Consider the following 20,913-nt stretch of genomic DNA (forward strand, 5'->3'; position numbering starts at 1 on the left):
TATTATATTTTACTTAACCTAGTTTACGTAATAACCCTTGAGTATTTTGTCGCATTGTTCTTGCTACCATAAAATAACCGATCGCTGAAACAAAAATAGCTCCGCTCATAGGACCTAGTAACCAAATATAAAAATGAAATCTACCATCAACATTAAACAGTTGTTGTTGAATAATAAATAAGGCGACATCACTTACTACAGCGGCTACCAAACCAGCAATAGCACCAAGTAGAACAAACTCATACAAGGTTGCTAATTTAATTAGCCGCCCTTTCGCACCTAAGGTTCTTAAAATAACCACTTCTTGCATACGTTCAGCTAAACTCGCTTGTACCTGTGAAATAAGTACTAAAGCTCCACTAATTAAAACAATAGACAAAACAAAACCAATAGCTATTGAAACTTGGGCAATAATTGATTGTGCTTGCTCTATTCTCGCTTTGATATCAATCATACTTATAGTTGGGTAACGCTGTAACAATTGGCTAACAGCTTTAGTATGTTGCTCTTTAATTTGTGCTGCGCTGAAGTAAGTTACAGGGACTTTTCCTGCCATATTGGGGCTTAATACCATCACAAAGTTAGGTTTAAGTGATGCCCAATCAACTTTTCTAAAACTGGTTACTTTAACTTTTATAGGTTGCTCATCAACTAATAAAGTAATGGTATCACCCAGCTTAAGGTTTAACCTGTCTTGCCAGCCATCAAAAACAGATACTTCAATATCATCTTCACTGGTAAGCTCACTACTAAACCATTCCCCTTCCGTTATTTCATTACTTTCAGGTAAATCTGCTAACCATGTCAAATTTGGCTCTCGTCTAACACCTTCTCTTTCTTCTTCGTCTTTTTCTTCACCTTCTTGTTTAGAAACTTTTCGTGCCAGAGGTTCATCATTGATAGCATCAACACGCCCTCTAAAGACAGGGTAAAAGTCTTCATGAATAATATTGTTTTCAGTAAAGAATTGCTTAATCGGCGAAATTTCTTGCTCTCCAATATTAATGATAAACATATTCGGCGCACCTTCAGGTACTTGTTGTTGCCAGTCATCAATAATGTCACTTTTGAGAACAACTAAAAACAACATCAACTTAATTGCTAAGGCAAAGCTAATTAATTGGATTGCATTGGCATTGGCGCGCTTTTGCAAAGTTGCAATGGCTAAAGACCAACTAGAGCCAGGTCTTAACCCTAAACTACGACCAGCAGCAAAAAGTAAGCGCGATATAGCAAATAAAATAGCAATAACTAATAAGGTAGAAGCAAACAAAATTAACGTAGTAACTATTTCACCACTAAATAACCACATTAAAGCAAAAATAGTGATTAATGATAAAGCGACATGAATTCGACTTATTGCCAAGGTATCGCCTAAGTTACGTCGTAAAACACGTAGAGGTGGAATATCAAATAAATCTAATAGAGGCTTCAATGAGAACATCAAAGCACAAATTCCCCCGATAAGAATAGATAGCAACCAAGGTCTAGCACCCGCAGTAGGTAATTCTGCGCCCATAAAACTCATTAAATAATCAGCACCAATAGTTTGCAAAACATAACCAATACTTAAACCAACAACGACTGAGAAAACAGTGACTAAACTTAGGTGTAATAAAAATATGTTACGAATAACGCGACGGCTACCACCTAAAGTTTTCATCATAGCTACAGGATCGTATTGTCGTTCACAATAACGTTTTGCTGATACTGCCATGGCAACAGCAGCTAACATAATGCCAAATAACCCTGCTAATAATAAATAACTCTCAGCTTGCGATAAGTTTTTACCTAATGGCGATTGTCTGTCTTTTATACCTTGCCAATCTTGGTTACTTTTTAATTGCGGTTTCAACCACGCATAATAATCTGTTAATTGTTGCTCTTCACCTTTATACAGATAACGATGAAAGGCACGACTGCCAGGCTGAATTGCTTTCGTTTTAGGAACATCCGCATAATTAAGTAATACGCGTTTATTACCAGATAGAGAGAAAAATGGCGCATCGGGCTCTTTAACTAAAACTTTTTCTATATTAAATATACCTGCACCTAACTCAACTGTATCGCCAATCTTTACATTAAGCGTATAAAAGAGTCCTTCACTGAGCCAAATAGAGCCGACTTCAGGCCCTGTTGATACATCATAAGGCTCACTCGTTAGTTCATCCTTAATCGATATTTTTCCTCGTAACGGGTATGCTTGTGTTGTTGCTTTCACTGAGCCTAGTACTAGCTCGTCATTAGCGAATAACATTGAGTCAAAATAAATCAACTTTGCAGTTTCTAAGTCAAATTCATTCGCTTTACTTAATAATTGGGTATCAATAGGGTGATTACTTGATAAACGTCGATCTGCAGCGATAAAGTCACTACTCTTTTGAATGATATTTAAACCTATACGTTCAGTGATTGACGATAAACTAAAAACAGTGAGTACTGCCAGTGCAATTGCCGCAAATATAATGGTTAATTCACCACGTCGAAATTCTCGTGAAAATAACTTAAAAGCTAGTTTAACCCACATGTGTTGTTACCTTTGTTGTGTCAACCGTTACACCATCACTTATTTTTTCAAGTTGGCCGCCCTCAATATGGATAATACGCTGGCATTGTTTGGCGAGATGCTCATCATGAGTAACCAGTACTAAAGTTGTACCATTTTGTTTATTTAAATCAAAAAGTAACTTTTCAATTAAATGTCCATTTTTACTATCTAGATTGGCAGACGGCTCATCTGCAAATAAAATTTTAGGAGAGCCAATAAATGCCCTAGCAATAGCCACACGCTGTTGCTCACCACCTGATAATTGCGAAGGGTAATGCTCAAGACGGTGTGATAAACCTACTTTATCGAGTAATTCAATCGCTTGTGCTTTAGCATCGTGATCGCCCGCTAACTCAGCTGGTAACATTACATTTTCAAGCGCTGTTAAGCTTTGCACTAACATGAAAGATTGAAATACAAAGCCAATTTTTTCGGCTCTTAATTGCGCTCTATCTTCTTCATCTAACGAACTTAGTGCTTGATTATCAAGAATAACATCGCCTTTAGTTGCTGTATCAAGCCCCGCTAATAAACTAAGTAAGGTTGACTTACCCGAGCCAGAAGCACCAACAATAGCAACTGATTCGCCAGACTTGACACTGAAGTTGATATCGCTAAGGATAGTAAGACTTCCTTCAAGTGTACTAACACTTTTAGTTAACCCAGATACTTGGATTATATTTGATGATTCATCTAACTGAGTCTTTTTCTGATTTTCAACCTGAGAAACTACTGACATGACGCGTTTTTTCCTAAAATTTATATTAATTTTAATTACCACTAACATATCATTAATAAGTTATGCGAATGATAAAATTTTACTGATTGGTGACAGCTTAAGTGCTGGCTATGGACTTGAGCAAGAACAAGCATGGGTTCAATTGTTACAAAATACATACTCTGCTAATAAAAAAGAAATTACCATTATTAATACCGCAATTAGCGGTCAAACTACAGATAATGCTTTATTAAAAATTGATTCTTGGTTAGATAACCATCAACCAGATTATGTACTTATAGAGCTAGGCGGTAATGATGGTATTAGAGGCTTTCCTGTTTCTCTTATTCAAAAGCATTTAACAGAGCTTGTAACAAAAAGCCAGAGAAGCGGTGCTAAAGTTGCTTTAATGGAAATACAAATCCCTCCAAACCTAGGTCCAAGGTATACTAAAATGTTTACCGATAGTTATACACAAGTAGCAACTAAAACTAACGCCTACCTCATGCCTTATTTTATGATAAATATTGCTATAGATCCCAAGCTAATGCAAAACGATAACTTACATCCAAACGCTAAAGCTCAGCCAATAATTCGTGATTTTATGGCTATTGAAATAGATAAATGGCTGCAAAAATAATTCACAATAATAACAACTAATATTTTGTTAAATTATGCATTAAATTGGTTCTAAATTAGTCCAATTTAATTAGCATAATGTTTAACTTTTAAGTTAAACTTACATACATAGTATTTATACTTTTACTTAGTATATTCATAAGTTCTATTCATAAATACAATTTCTGCTAGGTTTTTCCTACTCGGCTCTTTACTAAATATAAATAGTGCTCTATTTAATAAACGGTAAATTTTAACATTGTTGCCGCGTATAAATACTCATAATAGCTAACCTTTATTTGCTAACTTAAACTTACTGACTTAACGAGATATAGAGTAACAACATGGACTTTATCTGGATATTTTTCGCTTTTATTTGCGGTTTGGCTGCAAAAACTATTTCACTACCCCCCTCTATTGGATTTCTTGCCGCTGGTTTTATTCTAAATATTGCTGGCTACCAAGCTGATGAAAGTTTAAGTTTACTGAGTGACCTTGGTATTACTATTATGTTATTTACCATTGGTTTAAAACTAAATGTAAAAAACTTATTTAAAACAGAAGTTTGGTTAGGTAGTTCATTACATACAATACTGTGGATATTAGGCACCATTGCCTTCTTTAAATTACTCGCTTTAATGTCCATTAGTTATTTTGTTGATTTAGATTTATCAACCGCTGCGTTAATTGCCTTCGCGTTAAGTTTCAGTAGTACTGTTTGCGTAATCAAATTATTAGAAGAAAACGGAGAAGTGCGTACTCGCCATGGTAAATTAGCAGTAAGCATTCTAGTAATTCAAGATATTGTTGCGGTCGCTTTTTTAGTTATGGCTACAGGTAAAACCCCTTCAGTGTGGGCTTTTTCATTACTTGGGTTGTTTCTGATAAAGCCATTAGTCAATAAAGTGATTGATCATGTTGGTCACGGTGAATTAATCCCTTTAACCGGTATTTTCTTAGCTTTAGGTAGTTACGAATTATTTTCATTAGTTAATATAAAAGGAGATCTAGGCGCACTGCTTATTGGTATGTATCTAGCTTCCCATACTAAGGCAACAGAAATTAACAAAGCATTAATGAGCTTTAAAGATATCTTCTTAATTGGCTTTTTCTTATCTATTGGTTTTACTGCAATACCAACCTTAGAAATGTTTAGTTTAGCGTTATTATTAGTCTTGTTAATCCCTATAAAATTTATTCTCTTTTATGGTATTTTCAGTTTGTTAAAAATGCGTTGTCGAAGCGCATTCCTCACATCACTTTCGTTAAGCAACTTTAGTGAGTTCGGATTAATTGTTGGCGCTTTAAGTGTTACAGCCGGTTGGTTAAGTAATGACTGGCTTGTTATTCTGGCGCTAAGTGTGTCAATCTCATTTATATTAACGAATGTCATTTATCGCTTTGCGCATACCTTATTTGCTAAACATCGAGACTTTCTAGCCTTATTTGAACGAGAAAGAAAATTAGCTGAAGACAGCTTTTCACAACCTGCACAACGTCCCATTTTAATTGTTGGTATGGGCCGTGTTGGTATGGGGGCTTATCAAGCAATTAACAATCACAGTGATGCTCCGGCTTGGGGGCTAGATGCTGATAAAGATAAAATCACCTGGTTAGCCAATAAAGGGATAGATGGATATTACGGTGATGCTGAAGATATACACTTTTGGGAAAGTTTAGACTTATCTCGTATTGAGTTAGTGTTACTTGCCTTACCATCAGTACAAGATTCAATAACGATAAAAAAATTACTTAACGCCGTACATTATAAAGGGAAAATAGCTGCGGTTGCTCGTTACGAAGATGAACGAGCGCAACTAGAAGAGTTTGGTATTGATAAGGTATTTAACTTTTATACTGAGGTAGGTGTTGGTTTTGCTGAAGAAAGTTTATCTTTACTAGCGAATAAAACGGCATAACGTCTAAAATATAGCGACTCTATAAACATAAATAATTACAATATTATTGATTAATAGCTCCACTTATTAGCTTTACTTAATTATAGCTATGCCTATTACCTGTAATCGGCATAGCTTTTTTATATCAAACGACTTAACCAGAGCTCGGTTTAATCCCCATCCTTTAGCAATTATTTTCTCCAACTCCATCGTTAAATTTACTTGCAATAGCCAGCAGTTATTGAATACACAAATATGCCTTAAAATATAATATGATTTATACCAATTCCGATAATTTTCTGGTCTAGCTGTGCGAAGGAAAAATATTTAAAGACAAGACGCTTGATTGAGTAATAACTGGTTATTGCGATTGAAAAGAACGTAGGGTTTAACTATTTTAACCAGTACAGGTATATACAGAGCTTGTGTACAACTTCTGTTTTAGCATTAACTATCTGTTGATAACTTACAGTTACCTTTTAACAAGAAAATCAAAACAAACTCGTAACCTATTGAATATAATAACAATAAAAACATCAAACAAATATTAGCAATTTAAAAAACTTACACTACACTTAGTTACACATTCGTTACATTGTTTGTATTTTTATGTTGAATTGTGAATAAGTAGAACTTAATGACCGACTTATTTTTTATTTCTATTGTATTTTTAACTTTATAATTTTAGAGCATTGCCCTTAGTAAAAGTTAATTAGCGCACGGCTCACACCCCTGAGCCATTTTTAGCCCAAACAATGTTTGGGTTTTTTTTTATCTGTTATACCAGTTTCATTAATTAAGTGATCTATTTTAGCCCGTATAAATGCTCACTTAGTTTATGAGATTGGTATAAGGCTGAGGCGATTACGAGTAGAATAAGTACTTAGTATTAAAATGGAATATGAATATTAAGAATTAATAGAAGTTATAGAAGTTATATAAAAATATACTTGGAGATTTAACAAAGTTGGCGGAGTGGACGGGACTCGAACCCGCGACCCCCGGCGTGACAGGCCGGTATTCTAACCAACTGAACTACCACTCCGCGATCTTTGTTCTTTATTATATAATTAACAAATTATAAATTAATAAAAGTTAAATAAAAATATAATATTTTACTGTTAAGTTTTAGTAGGACTTATACCTACATCAATTATGATGATTTTAACAAAATTGGCGGAGTGGACGGGACTCGAACCCGCGACCCCCGGCGTGACAGGCCGGTATTCTAACCAACTGAACTACCACTCCGCGATCTTTTGTTTTGAAAATTTTAACAGGACTTACAACCTACATCAATTATGATGATTTTAACAAAATTGGCGGAGTGGACGGGACTCGAACCCGCGACCCCCGGCGTGACAGGCCGGTATTCTAACCAACTGAACTACCACTCCACGATCTTTTGTTTTGAAAATTTTAACAGGACTTACAACCTACATCAATTATGATGATTTTAACAAAATTGGCGGAGTGGACGGGACTCGAACCCGCGACCCCCGGCGTGACAGGCCGGTATTCTAACCAACTGAACTACCACTCCGCGATCTTTTGTTCTGCAAGTTTATAGGACTTACACCTACATCATTTATGATGATTTGACAAAGTTGGCGGAGTGGACGGGACTCGAACCCGCGACCCCCGGCGTGACAGGCCGGTATTCTAACCAACTGAACTACCACTCCGCGATCTTTTGTCTGATTCAACAACAAGTCGTTGAATGCGGCGAGATAATACGGTTATGATGAGGCACAGTCAACCACTTTTTTAATAAAATTGTTTGTCTGAGCATTTGAAGAACAATCTGATGGATTTACAAGCATATTTTGACCGATTATCTATGGTTTAGGTCCGTATTACTTATTTTATAATTTTATTAAACTCAGGTTTTATTTTAAAACTTAATTTAGCTTATTTGGTTAATCATATACAGCTCCACTCAACAACCTAACTATGTGCTATATACCCGCTCCACTTGAAGATGCAGGATTCAGCTGGAATTAGAAACGCCTTTAGGCAAGGCATTGATTGTAGAGAATGGTTGTTCCTTCTCAAAATCAATAACGCGGCATAAAGCGTTTCTAAACCAGCCCTTGGGGAAGACTGAGCAAATCATACCCTGCGTTACATTTCTTTTTAAGGGAACAACCCTTGATAAAAAAAGGTGCCTTGGTTATGAATCGCTCAGGTTTCCTGAAACGAGCATCTTCAAGTGGAACGGGTATAGGGTTTATATTCAAAATTTATAAGGTTATCTATATCATTTTTTTCTACGAAACATAAAAAACATGATTAAACCTATAGTGATAATGACAATATTAGCAGCAACAATTAATATAATAGTTTGTTGTTCTTTTTCAGTCTGTTTTTGTTGCTGTGTAGCAAGTGTTTGCGCAATATCATCATCTAGTTTGTTAATAAACTCTTCTGTATTATTGAGCGCGTTCTCATCCACCGCAGCTACTTCTTCTGTGTTAAGGTTTAACTGTTCAAAAGCCAATTCTGGGTCTTGTTCGATATTAATGCTAAATTCAGGTACAACTAATCTAAACTCGCGTCCAGTAATGGTTTTACCAAAAGCACTAACGTTAATCCGATATATACCTGGTTCAGTATTTTCCATATTAACAACACGTACCTCCCCTTTTTCTTCCATAACAGAAAAATTTTCAGTTTGTCGGTCTGGGTACATAAGCTTGCCCTGAAACACTAAACTGTTAGGGTCTACAAAGCTGGGGTCTATTGTTAAAATAACTTGATGTGGTTGCTCAGCTAGCTCTGATTTTACAACACTCACCTCAATTGGGTTTTCTTGTAACAATATGGGTGTTTGTTTTAATTCTCTTGTGGCCATCGGCAAATTTACTAAATAAACAGGTTGCCATTCTCCTGCAGCGAAATCTAATATAAATTCTCCTGTAAATATGTTGTCATTCGCATATTCATCAAGTTCATAACCATCATCACGAAATGACGTTAACTTAATAGCATCCGCACTAAAATTATCGTAGAGGGGATTATTTGTACTATAAAAATTCACATCAAGTTGCACTACATCTTTAAAGTAAGGGGGATTTATTGCAACATTACCATTAGTTAAGTTACCTCTTACTTTTAATGTTTCACCGGAAAATACAATATCAGGTAGCGGCTCCACCAATATTTTCACATCAGATACTATTAATATTTGGCTTTCTGGTAATATATCTCCGACAGCTTGCCATGGGCCTGGCATAGGTTTTTTAATTTTAATCATGTCAAAAGTACTGTCGTCAAACCATTGTACTTTTTCTTTATCAAAGTTATTTACTCTAATTTTACTACCATCAGGCCTAATTAGAATAATTGGCGTACTGCCACTTTTACGATAAAAAATAAGAGTAATTTCATCTAAGTTAGCGTCTAACCTAAAGCGATTATCAAAATAAGGTATTTGATTGGTTATATTATCTTTTTGGTAATATTCAACTTCAGTCACACTAAGCTTATTATCAACATTATTTTGCTTAATAATATCTTTTGTTATTACTAAAGCTTTCTCGTCATCTACCGCTGTACTCAAATTATTATTCGAGTCCGTATCACCTGTAAAAAAAGCATAAACATTACAAGAAAGCATTAATGTTAGTGCCAAAGTCGTTAACTTAGGTGCTGTTATTAATTGACTGTGTAGACAATAAGGTTTATTTATTTCCAAAGTGGCTCTGCTCCTTTTTTAGCGATAACGGCTACACGATCTAAGTGTGCTTCTAGTTCATCGGCAGTAGCAGTAATAATCTTTAGTTTTTTCCTTGTTGATGGCAAGCGTCTGATCGCATTAGCCGCTTCTTCACTTCCTTCATTTGATGAAAGATTGAAAGTCGACTGTTTACGAGTCATTTCAATATAAACAAAGGCTAGTAACTGCGCATCAATTAGTGCCCCATGATAAGTTCGGTCAACTAATTTATCTACGCGATAAAACTTCGCTAAATAATCTAATGTTTTTGGTGAGCCAAATTCATCCTTTGAAACTTTTAAAGTATCGGTAATAGTACAAATATCTTCCGTCATTGGTACTTTGTCTTGACTGCGCACACTTGCATTAAATAATGCAAACTCATGATCCATAAAGCCAACATCAAACTTAGCGTTATGAATAACTAATTCAGCACCACGAATAAACTCGATAAATTCATGAGCAACTTGAGAGAAAATAGGCTTGTCATTAAGAAATTCATTCGTTAGACCATGAATATTAATAACTTCTTGTTCCATTTCTAATACGTTACCCTGCTGGTCTAAGGGCTTTATATACACATGAAAGCTTCGTCCTGTTAGTTGGCGATTTATCATTTCAACACAACCAACCTCAACAATCCGATGCCCTTCCCTTGGGTTTATACCCGTGGTTTCAGTATCTAAAATGATTAATCGTTGATCTTTTTCTGGTTGTTGAGCTGTTGTATTATGATCCACTGTTGAGCCTTTTATATAGTGTCGAATCGAGTCATGAGTAAAAATTGTTCTACTTATTCGTAGCGAGTACGGTATTTTCTTGTTATTTTTCAGGTAATGTTTGTGGAAATTCTAGCAAATTAATTTGCATACGTTTACTAGAAAAACACAGAGCGACTAAAGCTAAAATGATTACCGCTTGACTTCCTAACCATAACACAGAGGTAAGCTGCCAATAAAAATAGCCAATTAAGTTGACAATAAAGTCAAATATTAATGCCATCACTAGTAATACACGGGTATTAGGCCATAACGTTACTACCCAATTAGGCGCATTGGGGCGCCGTAAACTAATAATAAGTAATACAAGTAAACCTAAAGCACCTGAAAGTAAACTTAAGAAAAACAACCGTGTTTCTGGGTAAACCCATTGCATTGTGGCAACTCTATCTTGCATATTAGTTACCGACATAAGCCAAATAATATAGCCTCGTAACACAAACAATAAAACCAGATAAAAACGTTTAGATAGTTTTAAACAATCAAACTTATCAAAATCTTCAATACTGTAATTTTTATACTTATTTGTCATCATTAACCAGAGTTGTTTTTGTATTGCTCGTATTTAAATTCGCAGTTTGTTGATGAAGCAATACTTTAGCTTTAGTCATTGCTTTAACCGCTCTAGAATTAAACTCTCGAGTATACAAAGTAAATACCACCCATAAACTTAACCCTACAAATAATATGGGGTGAAGAAACCACGAAATTTCAGCAAGAGCGAAGTAATAAGAGCGTAATCCATAATTGTATGAATGGGCTGCTTGGTCTTGTACAACTGCCATTTCTTTTGCGTAGGCTTTAATATTTTCCTGGTCTTTCGTTGAATTCGTCATTGAAGGTGCAGCGCCTATCATAACGTTAACAAAACCATATTGGCGCATCGACCAAGTAAATTGGAAAAATGAAATGACAAAGATAATACTTAATACAGCTAACTTTAGCTGTATTGCTAGGTGATCAACCTCCACCGCAAATGGCAAAGAAGCGATTACCCTTTCTAAGGTTTCAACTTGAGCAAATAATGTAAATATACCCGCTAGTATTAATAAGGTGCTCGATGCAAAAAAGGCAATGTTGCGTTCTAAATTTGCCAATAAATTAGTATCTGAAACACGAGCCTCTCGGGTAATAATTTCTTGCATCCATTGAATTCTATGTTGCTGTAATGTGTATGCTATACAGTCAGTTGTTTTTGCTTTTTTTCTGGCGAAAACAGAATAACCGTACCAAAGAGAAATAAAGGTAAGTAAAGCTAATATATCAATAAGACTAAATGGCAAAATAAGTTCCTAAAATATAAAATGAAAACACTTAGTTGGATTATACGTTAACCACCTTTTATTAACCAACCACTTCATTTAAATCATAAAACCTTCAAACGAGATAATATCTTAACCTAACTAAATGACAGTATGTAAATTAAAAACATTATATGTCTCGATAATATTATTTCTGGCTAATCATTTACATAGTCCATATAAGTAATAACTTGAGTTTTAATGGTATTTAAAAGACACTATCTAAATAGTTAAATTAACTAGTTAAGTTGGTCTGGTTATCTTGAGCTGGTATGCTATCTTATTAAGTGCTTTAAATGACTTTAAATAAAGTACGGAGTAAAATTCAGCTCAGCACTTTTTAATTAGCTAGCTTAATATAATCAAAGGAGCGTTATGAAAAACTACCGCAGAAAATTTACCACTAAAAACTTTCTACTCGGTGCAACATTTTCAATATTACTTACCGCCTGTAGTAATCCCTCTCCCGTTTTACCAGAGCCTGAAACGTTGGCAGGTTATTGGTTAGTTGAATCTATAAACGATGAATCAGTAATTAAAGACAGTAAAGTAGATTTAATTTTTACTGCAGAAAATCAATTATCTGGCACATCTTCTTGTAATAACTTTTCAACTAGTTATAGCCAGGAAAATAATTCTTTAACATTAGGCAATATGGCAACTACACGTAAAATGTGTCTGCCTGCACTAATGGAACAAGAAACGACTGTTTTACACGCATTAAGTAAAGTAAAACGCTTTCAATTGTCTAATGGACAGTTATCCTTGTTCGATCAACAAGGCGTGTTACAAATACAAGCAAAAAGAACAAAGTAAGCTTAATTACTATTAGTAAGGTTACTTAAATAATATAGGTATAAGTTGAGCGTTGAAAACATTAAAGAATTAATGTGATATAACTTTTAGTTATCGCATTATAAGTTATAACAAAATATCACTTCTTTTTTTAAAACAACTCGCTAATCTTATGCTGTTAAATAACTAATTCACAGGATCCAACATGTCTAAAATTTTTGATGACAATACAACAACTATTGGTAATACACCTTTAGTAAAATTAAATCGCGTAATTGGTGCTGACAGTGGCGCTAATGTTTACGCTAAAGTTGAAGCAAGAAATCCAAGCTTTAGTGTTAAGTGTCGTATCGGCGCAAGCATGGTTTGGGATGCTGAAGAAAAAGGTTTATTAAGTCCGGGTAAAGAAATTGTAGAGCCAACTAGTGGTAATACAGGTATTGCTTTAGCATTTGTTGCTGCTGCGCGTGGTTACGGTATAACCTTAACTATGCCAAGTACAATGAGTTTAGAGCGTCGTAAACTACTTGTTGCATTAGGTGCAAAAGTTGAATTAACCGACGGTGCTAAAGGCATGGGCGGAGCGATTGCTAAAGCGCAAGAATTAAGAGATTCGAACCCTGATAAATACGTTTTATTAGGCCAGTTTGACAACCCTGCAAACCCTAAAATTCATGAAGAAACAACCGGTCCAGAAATCTGGAATGATACAGACGGTAACGTTGATATCTTTGTAGCGGGTGTTGGTACTGGCGGTACTCTTACCGGTACTAGCCGCTACATTAAATTAACGAAAGGCAAAGCAATACAAACTGTTGCTGTAGAGCCGACTGATTCACCTGTTATTACTCAAGCATTAGCTGGTGAAACTTTAACACCGGGTCCTCATAAAATTCAAGGTATCGGCGCTGGTTTCATCCCAGGTAACTTAGATCTTGAAATGGTTGATGCGGTTGAACTTGTTTCAAATGAAGATGCTTTTGCCATGACTCACCGTTTGATGAAAGAAGAAGGTATTCTTGCTGGTATTTCTTCTGGTGCTGCTGTTGTTGCTGCTAAACGCCTTGCTGCACGTCCAGAAAATAAAGGTAAAAACATTGTTGTAATCTTACCAAGCTCTGCTGAACGTTACTTATCAAGCGCACTTTTTAGTGAAAGCTTCAGTGAAAAAGAACTAGTTCAGTAATTTATTACTGCTTTAATTAGCAAAAATAAATGACTAAAAATAGTAAAGGCACTTCGGTGCCTTTTTTAATGCCTGTTTATTTATATCAATCTTTTTCCTTTCTATAGATTAACCGCAAATTTATCCAAACTGTTATTATTAACGATTAACTGATATATCCATTTTATTTTAACTTCACATTAAGCACTTAATTACGTTATTATTTAATGAACATCTATATTATATATGGTCGACAATGTACGCAGTTAAAACCTTACTTATTACTCTTTTCACCTGCCTATTATTAAGTAGCTGTGGTGAAGAAGATCCAGAAAAAATTAACGATGTCGATAATCCAGAAAATGTTGCTATCGCTTTTTTTAATGCCATCTACAATGAAAAAAACGTAGAAAAAGCAGCATCAGTTTGTAATCCGAAATTAGCACGTTTAATCCTTCATTACCGTTCACCTGAAGCAGTAGGTCGCCACTTATTTAATATGTCGTATGATACTGTGGAAGTAAGACCAGATACAGATGGCGTGAAAGTACGGGAACAATTCAAAGGTAATGCTATTATCACCATTTATTTAGATGGCTATTACCATGGTAATTTGATTAAAGAAGTGAAACGACTCGCTTTTATTCAAAGAGACGGAAAATGGTACATTGATAAAATATTAAAAGATCCATTTTAATAGACATCCCCCCACACAAGCACGTTATAAAAGAAACTATTATGATAAAAAAAGGTACTTACCAACATTTTAAAGGTAATTTTTACCAAGTATTGCATCTTGCTAGACACAGTGAAACTGAAGAGTATATGGTGGTTTATCATCCAGCTGATAACAAAGAAGATATTTGGTTACGACCGTTAACTATGTTTGATGAAACGATAGAGCGTGACGGCAAAATACTTAAACGCTTTACCTATATAAAGCCGTAACGGTATATACAACTACCGTATTAATTAATAGAAAAGAAACTATATGACTGCAGTGCTATTTGTTTATGGGTTAAGTTAGTCACCTCTGCTTCCTCAGGTCCTTGCGCTAACCAGACTAACATTTTATCAATGTTAGTCTGTTCGCCACATAGCAACACCTCAACATCTCCATCAGCTAAGTTACTTACATAACCGCTTAAGCCTAATTCAATCGCTTGTTGTTGACACGAAGCTCTAAAGTACACACCTTGTACCTTGCCAGAAATATGTACAATATAACTAACATTCATATTTTCTTCTCATCTTAAAACTTAAATCCATATTTATTGCCCTAAAGTTTGCACCTCACTCTAGTAACGACTAAGATCGGCACAACTTCCTTCCCTCTGATTAAATAATAAGTATAGACCTATGTCAGCAAGAATTTCTTTAAATGTTGGTCGTGAAAAATCTTTATTACGTAAACACCCATGGATTTTTTCGAAAGCAGTAAACAAAATTAAAGGTAAACCCATGCTAGGAGACACTGTTGATGTGCTCGATAGTAAAGGTAATTGGTTAGCTAAAGGTGCTTACTCTCCTGAATCACAAATTAGAATTCGAGTATGGAGTTTTAATGAAAGTGAAGAAATCGATCGTAATTTTTTCCTTAACAAACTCAAAAGTGCACAAGTGAGACGTGATTGGTTTATCAAGCAAGGTAACTTAACAGGCTATCGCTTAATTGCTGGAGAATCTGATGGCTTACCTGGAATAACAATAGATAAATACGACAACTTTATTGTTTGCCAGTTACTCAGCGCCGGTGCTGACTTTCATCGTTATACTCTTGTAGATTGTTTGACTGAGCTTTACCCTGGTTGTCATATTTATGAGCGTTCAGATGTCGATGTACGTAAAAAAGAAGGTTTAGAGCCCGTTACAGGTTGGTTAACTGAACCTCAAGACTCTACAGAATGTATTATTGAAGAGCACGGCATAAAAATACATGTTGATATAGCAACGGGTCATAAAACAGGATTTTACCTTGATCAACGTGACTCTCGCCTTGCATCAGGCAAGTTTGCTAAAGATAAAACTATTTTAAATTGTTTTTCATATACCAGTACGTTTTCATTACATTGTGCTGCCAATGGCGCCAAAGCAGTCACCAATGTTGATGTATCACAAGCGGCACTTGATATGGGTGAACGCAACCTAGCATTAAACGGATTATCTGATAGTAATGTCTCATTTGTTAAGGAAGATGTTTTTAAGTTATTAAGAAAGTATCGAGAAGAAAAGCGTCAATTTGATATGATAATTTTAGACCCGCCTAAGTTCGTTGAATCGAAAGCGCAACTAACAGGTGCCTGTCGAGGTTATAAAGATATTAATATGTTAGCCATGCAACTACTAAAGCCTGGTGGTTTATTATTAACGTTTTCTTGCTCTGGCTTGATGGAAGCCAGTTTATTTCAAAAAGTGGTTGCTGATGCCGCCTTAGATGCTAAACGAAATGTGTATTTTGTTGAACGATTACAACAAGCGGCAGATCACCCTATTTCAAGTAATTATCCTGAAGGTTATTACCTTAAAGGTTTAGTGTGTCAGGTTGAATAAAACACATTTTACAAGCGATATATCTTTGAATACTAAAAAGCCAGAGTAAACTCTGGCTTTTTTCTAACAATTTTTGCATTAATTATCTAAATTTATCGATAGTTACAGTAATAATAAAGTTAATCAATTTCTTCAATAGCAATACCTATCAGATAACAATTAGCACCTTCTTCTTCAATGCGGACAACTCTGCCACTAACATCAAGTGGTTGAACTTGACCACCTGCTGAATCAACTTTAACGCGAACATGTGTAGAGATTGATAATGGATGTTCCATTTCAACAGCCATTCCTGTCGCACTTAAATCACGACAAGTAGCGGTTATTGTAGTATTTACTTCATCATCTATCACTGTAACAGTTACTTCTGTATTTAACATCATGCGATAGAAATCACGTTTATCATCGTACCCTTTCATTTGCTCATCCAGATATATTATTTATTATCTTATTATTTATACGGAGCAAAATAACAAGTGTCAACTAACCGTACGAAAAAACCTCATGCTATAATTTATGTTCGATAAGTAAATCTATATTATCAAAACTTTACATAAATGCTTTTAAGTGATTTAAAATACGCTTAACTGAGATTGGTGATGCTGTTCCTAAGTTTTGGGCAAATAATGAAATTCTCAACTCTTCAATTAACCAACGAGTAGCCAATAACTCACTCTCAATTGGTTTATCTTTACGCTGTTTAGCAATGATTTGTTGATAATGATCATTTACTTTATTCACTTCAATAAGCTTTAACCTATCTTGATTAGGGTCTATTGGTAGTTTTTCTAAACGACGTAACATACCTTGTAAATAACGAATAATATCATCGAGTTTATCTAAGCCTGAAGCGCTCACAAAACCTTTAAAGATTAATTGCTCGCATTGTTGTTTTATATCACCATGTGATTGAATGACATTTAATGGTACGCTGCCTTTCATTTTTTTCGTGACATCATGACGTAGGCTTAACGCACGTTCTACTTTTATTGCAGCCGTTAAAACGCAGTCCGCTATTTCCGCTCTTACAAAATCACAACACTGAGCAAATTCTTTTTCTGCTCTTGGTAATTGCCCATCATTTTGTTGATTAGAAAAATCATTCACTAACGACAAACATGCACCTTGAATGCAATCTTGTAGTAAGTCGTTAATTGAACCAAATGGATTAAAGTACAAACCAAGTTTAGCTTTGTTAGGCAGTTTTTCTTGTAAGTATTTTAACGGCGTTGGGATATTTAATAAAATAAGCCGACTGATACCTTTTAACATAGCCACTTGTGCATGCTGCTCTTGCTCGAAAAGCTCAATGGCTACACTGTTTTTATGATCAACTAAGGCTGGAAACGCTTTTATCGTAATATTAGCGACTTTCTTTTCGTAGCCTAAAGGTAAGCTACCAAAATCCCACTGAGTTAAATCAGCTTGTTCAATGCCCTTTTCAGCGACTTGTTTAATGGTTGCTTTAACTTTACCTTGTAGTTCAGATTTTAGTTGATTAAGGTCTCTGCCCTGTTTTAATAATTTACCTTTATCATCAATTACCTGAAAGTTCATGGTTAAATGCATAGGTAAGCTAATATCTTGCCAAGCATCTTCAGGTAAGCGCACACCTGTCATGCGTAGTAGTTGTTTTGCTAAAGCCTCATGTAAACTGCCTTGTTCAACTGGCATTGCGGCCAAACAAGCTTGTGCATAATTAGGTGCCGGCACAAAGTTACGTCTTAGGGTTTTAGGTAATGCTTTAATTAAGGCGATAGCAAGCTCTTCTCTTAACGCTGGAATTAACCAATCAAAACCAATATCTTGTACTTGGTTTAATAAAGCCACAGGAATAACAACACTAATACCATCGTCAATATCGCCAGGGTTAAAGTGATATTTAAGCGGTAAAGTCAGGCTTTCTTGCTGCCACAGATCGGGGTATTCAGCCGCAGTTAACTCTTCACTTGACTCATTTAATAAAAAAGCTTTAGTAAAGTCGAGTAGCTGCCCGTTGCTGTGTTTTTCTTTTTTCCACCAAGCTAAAAAGCTACGTTGACAAACTATGTTTTCAGGAAGCTTTTTACTGTAAAAATCTACAAGCTGTTGTTCGTCAATTAAAAAATCTCGACGTCGAGCTTTTTGTTCAAGGGTTTCAATACTTTCAACTAGCTGTTTATTTCTATTTAAAAACTTTTCTCTAATTGTGCTATCGCCATTCACTAATGCCTCTCTAATGAATAGTTCGCGACACGTATGAGGCTCAATGTTATGAAAGTTTATTTTACGTTTAGTAACAATGCTTAAGCCATATAAAGTGACTTGTTCAAAGGCCATTACCGCACCTTGTTTTTTCTCCCAGTGTGGCTCACTGTAATTTCTTTTCACTAAATGCTGTGCAAGTGGCTCAAGCCATAAAGGATCAATTTTGGCGTTCATACGCGCAAATAAGCGACTGGTTTCAACAAGCTCCGCTGACATTAACCATTTAGGTGATTTTTTTGATAACGCTGAGCCTGGGAAGATAAAGAACTTCATGCCACGAGCGCCCTTGTACTCACGGTTTTCATCTTGTTGACCAATATGGCTTAGTAAACCAGAAAGTAAGGCTTGGTGTACAGGAATTAAACTTGAATCAACTTCTGCTTCTTTTGACTTATTAACTGCCTGCCCTGGCTCTTGCTTTGCCATAACAAATTGGTAGTTAACGGAAGTTAAGTTTATTTTCTGCTCTTTTAACGTCATTTTTAACTGCGTGAAAATATCTTGCCATTCACGTAAACGCACGTAAGAAAGGAACTCTTTTTGACATAACTTTCTAAACTGGTTTTGTGTTAAATCTTTTTTCTGTTCGTTTATATACTGCCAAAGGTTTAATAAACTAACAAAATCTGACTGTTTATTTCTAAAACGGTTATGTTTTTCATCACTGAGTTGTTGTTTTTCATGCGGCCTTTCTCGCGGATCTTGAATACTTAACGCACTAACAATAATTAGGATTTGTTCAATACAACCAAACTCAATGGCACTAATCACCATTTTAGCTAAACGCGGATCTATCGGAAATTTAGATAATAAGCGCCCAGATTTAGTTAATTGTGTTGCTGTTTTTGATATCTGGTTAGTGTTATGTCCGCGACCTTTAGCTGGTTTTGCGGGTTCAACAGCGGCGATTTCTTCGAGTAAACGAATACCGTCAGTAATGTTTCGGTTATCTGGCGCTTCTACAAACGGGAAGTTGGCAATATCACCTAAATCTAGCGCATGCATTTGTAATATAACGGTCGCTAAATTGGTACGTAAAATTTCTGGGTCGGTAAATTCTGCGCGACTAAGATAATCGTCTTCAGAATATAAGCGAATACAAATACCTTCAGAAACACGACCACAACGTCCAGAGCGCTGATTAGCACTCGCTTGAGAAATAGGCTCAATAGGTAAACGTTGTACTTTAGTGCGGTAGCTGTAACGTGATATACGTGCAGTACCTGGGTCAATGACGTATTTAATACCAGGAACCGTCAAACTGGTTTCAGCAACGTTGGTTGCTAATACAATATTACGGCCTGTATGAGGTTTAAAGATTTGGTTTTGCTCGGCCACCGTTAAGCGCGCGTACAAAGGTAAAATATGAGTATGACGTAAATTAGCTTTATTTAGTGCTGCAGCAGTATCTCGTATTTCGCGCTCGCCATTAAGGAAGATAAGGATATCACCTTGCCCACAGTCACTGAGCTCATCAACCGCATCTAAAATACCGCTGATAACATCAATATCTTGTTGCGACTGCTCTTCGCCATCTTCATCAATTCGGTTATTTAAAGGTCGATAACGCATTTCAACCGGAAACGTTCTACCTGACACTTCAATAATTGGCGCTAATTCACCTTTTTTATTAGCAAAGTGTTTGGCAAAGCGTTGTGGGTCAATGGTTGCCGAGGTAATAATTAATTTAAGATCAGGTCGCTTTATTAATATCTGTTTTAAATAGCCTAAAATAAAATCGATGTTTAAACTACGTTCATGGGCTTCATCGATAATGATGGTGTCGTATTTACGCAGTAAACGATCTTTTTGCATTTCAGCCAGTAAAATACCGTCTGTCATCAGCTTAATATAACTTTGATCGCTAACTTGGTCGTTAAAGCGAACTTTATAACCAACCTGCTCACCTAATTGCGTGCCTAACTCATCAGCAATACGATTAGCTACGGTTCTTGCTGCAATACGGCGAGGTTGCGTATGACCAATTAACCCATCGACACCACGACCAAGTTCAAGACATATTTTAGGAATTTGCGTGGTTTTACCTGAGCCTGTTTCACCGGCAATAATAACTACCTGATTCGCTTTTATAAGCTCAGCAATTTCAGCAGCATTGTCTGAAATAGGTAAACCTTCGGGATAAGTAATATTAGGTAAGTTATTAAGTTTGTACTGTTTATCTTCAATAGATTTAACAATAGCCTGTTGAAGTTGACCAACAAGTTTAATTTGTTTATCTGACAAAGCAGTTTCAGGCGGCAAGTTATTATTCGAGCCTTTAACAACGCTTTGACTAAATGCTTTTTTGAGTGATAGTAATCGGTTTTTGAATCGTCCAACATCACAGGCTTTAGCTTGTGGAAGTAGTTCAAAAAGACTTTGTAGATGGGATATAGAAATTACAGAAGATTCAGTCGACACGGAAAAAACAAACCTAAATAGAAAATTAAAAGCTCATTTTACCAGTAAAGCTAAGTAATTACAGTGCGTAAATAATATAAAGTTTATTACAAGCTTAACCTCTTTTCTGTTCATTAATACATTTTTAATAAGATAGATAATACCAATTTGATTAA

At 35.6% G+C, this 20,913-nt stretch carries 16 protein-coding genes and 5 tRNA genes; 7 read left to right on the plus strand and 14 right to left on the minus strand.

Annotation, left to right across the window (positions count from 1 at the left end):
* Positions 1-13: 13 nt before the first annotated feature.
* Both KO502_RS12470 and KO502_RS12475 read right to left on the minus strand, forming a co-directional pair.
* Entirely contained in the window at positions 14-2,527 is a 2,514-nt protein-coding gene (locus tag KO502_RS12470) for an FtsX-like permease family protein (RefSeq protein ID WP_216022893.1), read from the minus strand.
* A complete protein-coding gene (locus tag KO502_RS12475) occupies positions 2,517-3,287 on the minus strand; it encodes an ABC transporter ATP-binding protein (RefSeq protein WP_216022894.1) in 771 nt (256 codons plus the stop codon). The genes KO502_RS12470 and KO502_RS12475 overlap by 11 nt, the downstream gene beginning before the upstream one ends.
* On the opposite strand from KO502_RS12475, the gene KO502_RS12480 reads away from it, so the two are divergent.
* Positions 3,286-3,906: an arylesterase gene (locus KO502_RS12480; RefSeq protein WP_216022895.1), complete on the plus strand. Its 621-nt coding sequence runs from the start codon at positions 3,286-3,288 to the stop codon at positions 3,904-3,906. The two genes, KO502_RS12475 and KO502_RS12480, sit on opposite strands and share 2 nt — an antisense overlap.
* A 322-nt stretch (positions 3,907-4,228) precedes the next feature.
* Positions 4,229-5,803, plus strand: a complete 1,575-nt coding sequence (locus tag KO502_RS12485) for a cation:proton antiporter family protein (protein WP_216022896.1) — start codon at positions 4,229-4,231, stop codon at positions 5,801-5,803.
* Between the two features lie 947 nt (positions 5,804-6,750).
* Here KO502_RS12485 and KO502_RS12490 read toward each other — a convergent pair.
* The 9 genes from KO502_RS12490 to KO502_RS12530 form a co-directional block, all read right to left on the minus strand.
* Positions 6,751-6,827: transfer RNA gene (locus KO502_RS12490), tRNA-Asp, on the minus strand.
* A 129-nt stretch (positions 6,828-6,956) separates the two neighbouring features.
* Positions 6,957-7,033 (minus strand) — tRNA-Asp (locus KO502_RS12495).
* 69 nt (positions 7,034-7,102) lie between these two features.
* Positions 7,103-7,179 (minus strand) — tRNA-Asp (locus KO502_RS12500).
* Between the two features lie 69 nt (positions 7,180-7,248).
* Positions 7,249-7,325, minus strand: a tRNA-Asp gene (locus KO502_RS12505).
* 65 nt (positions 7,326-7,390) lie between these two features.
* Positions 7,391-7,467 (minus strand) — tRNA-Asp (locus KO502_RS12510).
* A 575-nt stretch (positions 7,468-8,042) separates the two neighbouring features.
* Positions 8,043-9,479 carry a TIGR03503 family protein gene (locus KO502_RS12515; RefSeq protein WP_216022897.1) on the minus strand — a complete coding sequence of 479 codons (1,437 nt, stop codon included), beginning with the start codon at positions 9,477-9,479 and terminating at the stop codon, positions 8,043-8,045.
* Positions 9,470-10,240 (minus strand): DNA polymerase III subunit epsilon, encoded by a 771-nt coding sequence (gene dnaQ, locus KO502_RS12520; RefSeq protein ID WP_216022898.1) that lies wholly within the window; start codon positions 10,238-10,240, stop codon positions 9,470-9,472. Before dnaQ ends, KO502_RS12515 begins: the two co-directional genes overlap by 10 nt.
* A gap of 82 nt (positions 10,241-10,322) precedes the next feature.
* Positions 10,323-10,814: a DUF2919 family protein gene (locus KO502_RS12525; protein ID WP_216022899.1), complete on the minus strand. Its 492-nt coding sequence runs from the start codon at positions 10,812-10,814 to the stop codon at positions 10,323-10,325.
* On the minus strand, positions 10,801-11,562 hold the full coding sequence (locus tag KO502_RS12530) for a DUF599 domain-containing protein (RefSeq protein ID WP_216022900.1): 762 nt from the start codon (positions 11,560-11,562) through the stop codon (positions 10,801-10,803). Before KO502_RS12530 ends, KO502_RS12525 begins: the two co-directional genes overlap by 14 nt.
* 393 nt (positions 11,563-11,955) lie before the next feature.
* On the opposite strand from KO502_RS12530, the gene KO502_RS12535 reads away from it, so the two are divergent.
* The 4 genes from KO502_RS12535 to KO502_RS12550 all read left to right on the plus strand — a co-directional run bounded on the left by KO502_RS12535 (position 11,956) and on the right by KO502_RS12550 (position 14,488).
* Positions 11,956-12,396, plus strand: a complete 441-nt coding sequence (locus KO502_RS12535) for an META domain-containing protein (RefSeq protein ID WP_216022901.1) — start codon at positions 11,956-11,958, stop codon at positions 12,394-12,396.
* A gap of 184 nt (positions 12,397-12,580) precedes the next feature.
* Entirely contained in the window at positions 12,581-13,561 is a 981-nt protein-coding gene (gene cysK, locus KO502_RS12540) for a cysteine synthase A (RefSeq protein WP_216022902.1), read from the plus strand.
* A 235-nt stretch (positions 13,562-13,796) separates the two neighbouring features.
* Complete coding sequence (locus KO502_RS12545) at positions 13,797-14,237, plus strand: hypothetical protein (protein ID WP_216022903.1); 441 nt, start codon at positions 13,797-13,799, stop codon at positions 14,235-14,237.
* 41 nt (positions 14,238-14,278) lie between these two features.
* Complete coding sequence (locus KO502_RS12550; RefSeq protein ID WP_216022904.1) at positions 14,279-14,488, plus strand: DUF1653 domain-containing protein; 210 nt, start codon at positions 14,279-14,281, stop codon at positions 14,486-14,488.
* A gap of 20 nt (positions 14,489-14,508) precedes the next feature.
* On the opposite strand, the gene KO502_RS12555 is transcribed toward KO502_RS12550, so the two are convergent.
* Positions 14,509-14,778 carry an acylphosphatase gene (locus tag KO502_RS12555; protein ID WP_216022905.1) on the minus strand — a complete coding sequence of 90 codons (270 nt, stop codon included), beginning with the start codon at positions 14,776-14,778 and terminating at the stop codon, positions 14,509-14,511.
* Between the two features lie 121 nt (positions 14,779-14,899).
* Here KO502_RS12555 and KO502_RS12560 point away from each other — a divergent pair, with 121 nt between their 5' ends.
* On the plus strand, positions 14,900-16,090 hold the full coding sequence (locus KO502_RS12560; protein ID WP_216022906.1) for a class I SAM-dependent methyltransferase: 1,191 nt from the start codon (positions 14,900-14,902) through the stop codon (positions 16,088-16,090).
* Positions 16,091-16,209: 119 nt separating this feature from the next.
* Here the strand turns inward: KO502_RS12560 and KO502_RS12565 are convergent, their stop codons facing one another.
* A complete protein-coding gene (locus KO502_RS12565) occupies positions 16,210-16,509 on the minus strand; it encodes a PilZ domain-containing protein (RefSeq protein ID WP_216022907.1) in 300 nt (99 codons plus the stop codon).
* Positions 16,510-16,639: 130 nt separating this feature from the next.
* The gene (gene hrpA / locus KO502_RS12570; RefSeq protein ID WP_354668330.1) at positions 16,640-20,758 is read right to left on the minus strand and encodes an ATP-dependent RNA helicase HrpA; all 4,119 of its coding nucleotides are present in this window, start codon (positions 20,756-20,758) and stop codon (positions 16,640-16,642) included.
* Positions 20,759-20,913 lie beyond the last annotated feature (155 nt).

Source organism: Colwellia sp. E2M01, from assembly GCF_018860585.1.
Lineage (GTDB): Bacteria > Pseudomonadota > Gammaproteobacteria > Enterobacterales > Alteromonadaceae > Colwellia.

Coding starts and splice junctions, on each gene's coding strand:
- KO502_RS12480 (WP_216022895.1), top strand. CDS start 3,286: ATGACGCGTTTTTTCCTAAAATTTATATTAATTTTAATTACCACTAAC.
- KO502_RS12560 (WP_216022906.1), top strand. CDS start 14,900: ATGTCAGCAAGAATTTCTTTAAATGTTGGTCGTGAAAAATCTTTATTA.
- KO502_RS12535 (WP_216022901.1), top strand. CDS start 11,956: ATGAAAAACTACCGCAGAAAATTTACCACTAAAAACTTTCTACTCGGT.
- KO502_RS12555 (WP_216022905.1), bottom strand. CDS start 14,778: ATGAATGTTAGTTATATTGTACATATTTCTGGCAAGGTACAAGGTGTG.
- KO502_RS12475 (WP_216022894.1), bottom strand. CDS start 3,287: ATGTCAGTAGTTTCTCAGGTTGAAAATCAGAAAAAGACTCAGTTAGAT.
- KO502_RS12565 (WP_216022907.1), bottom strand. CDS start 16,509: ATGAAAGGGTACGATGATAAACGTGATTTCTATCGCATGATGTTAAAT.
- cysK (WP_216022902.1), top strand. CDS start 12,581: ATGTCTAAAATTTTTGATGACAATACAACAACTATTGGTAATACACCT.
- KO502_RS12545 (WP_216022903.1), top strand. CDS start 13,797: ATGTACGCAGTTAAAACCTTACTTATTACTCTTTTCACCTGCCTATTA.
- KO502_RS12470 (WP_216022893.1), bottom strand. CDS start 2,527: ATGTGGGTTAAACTAGCTTTTAAGTTATTTTCACGAGAATTTCGACGT.
- KO502_RS12485 (WP_216022896.1), top strand. CDS start 4,229: ATGGACTTTATCTGGATATTTTTCGCTTTTATTTGCGGTTTGGCTGCA.
- KO502_RS12550 (WP_216022904.1), top strand. CDS start 14,279: ATGATAAAAAAAGGTACTTACCAACATTTTAAAGGTAATTTTTACCAA.
- KO502_RS12525 (WP_216022899.1), bottom strand. CDS start 10,814: ATGATGACAAATAAGTATAAAAATTACAGTATTGAAGATTTTGATAAG.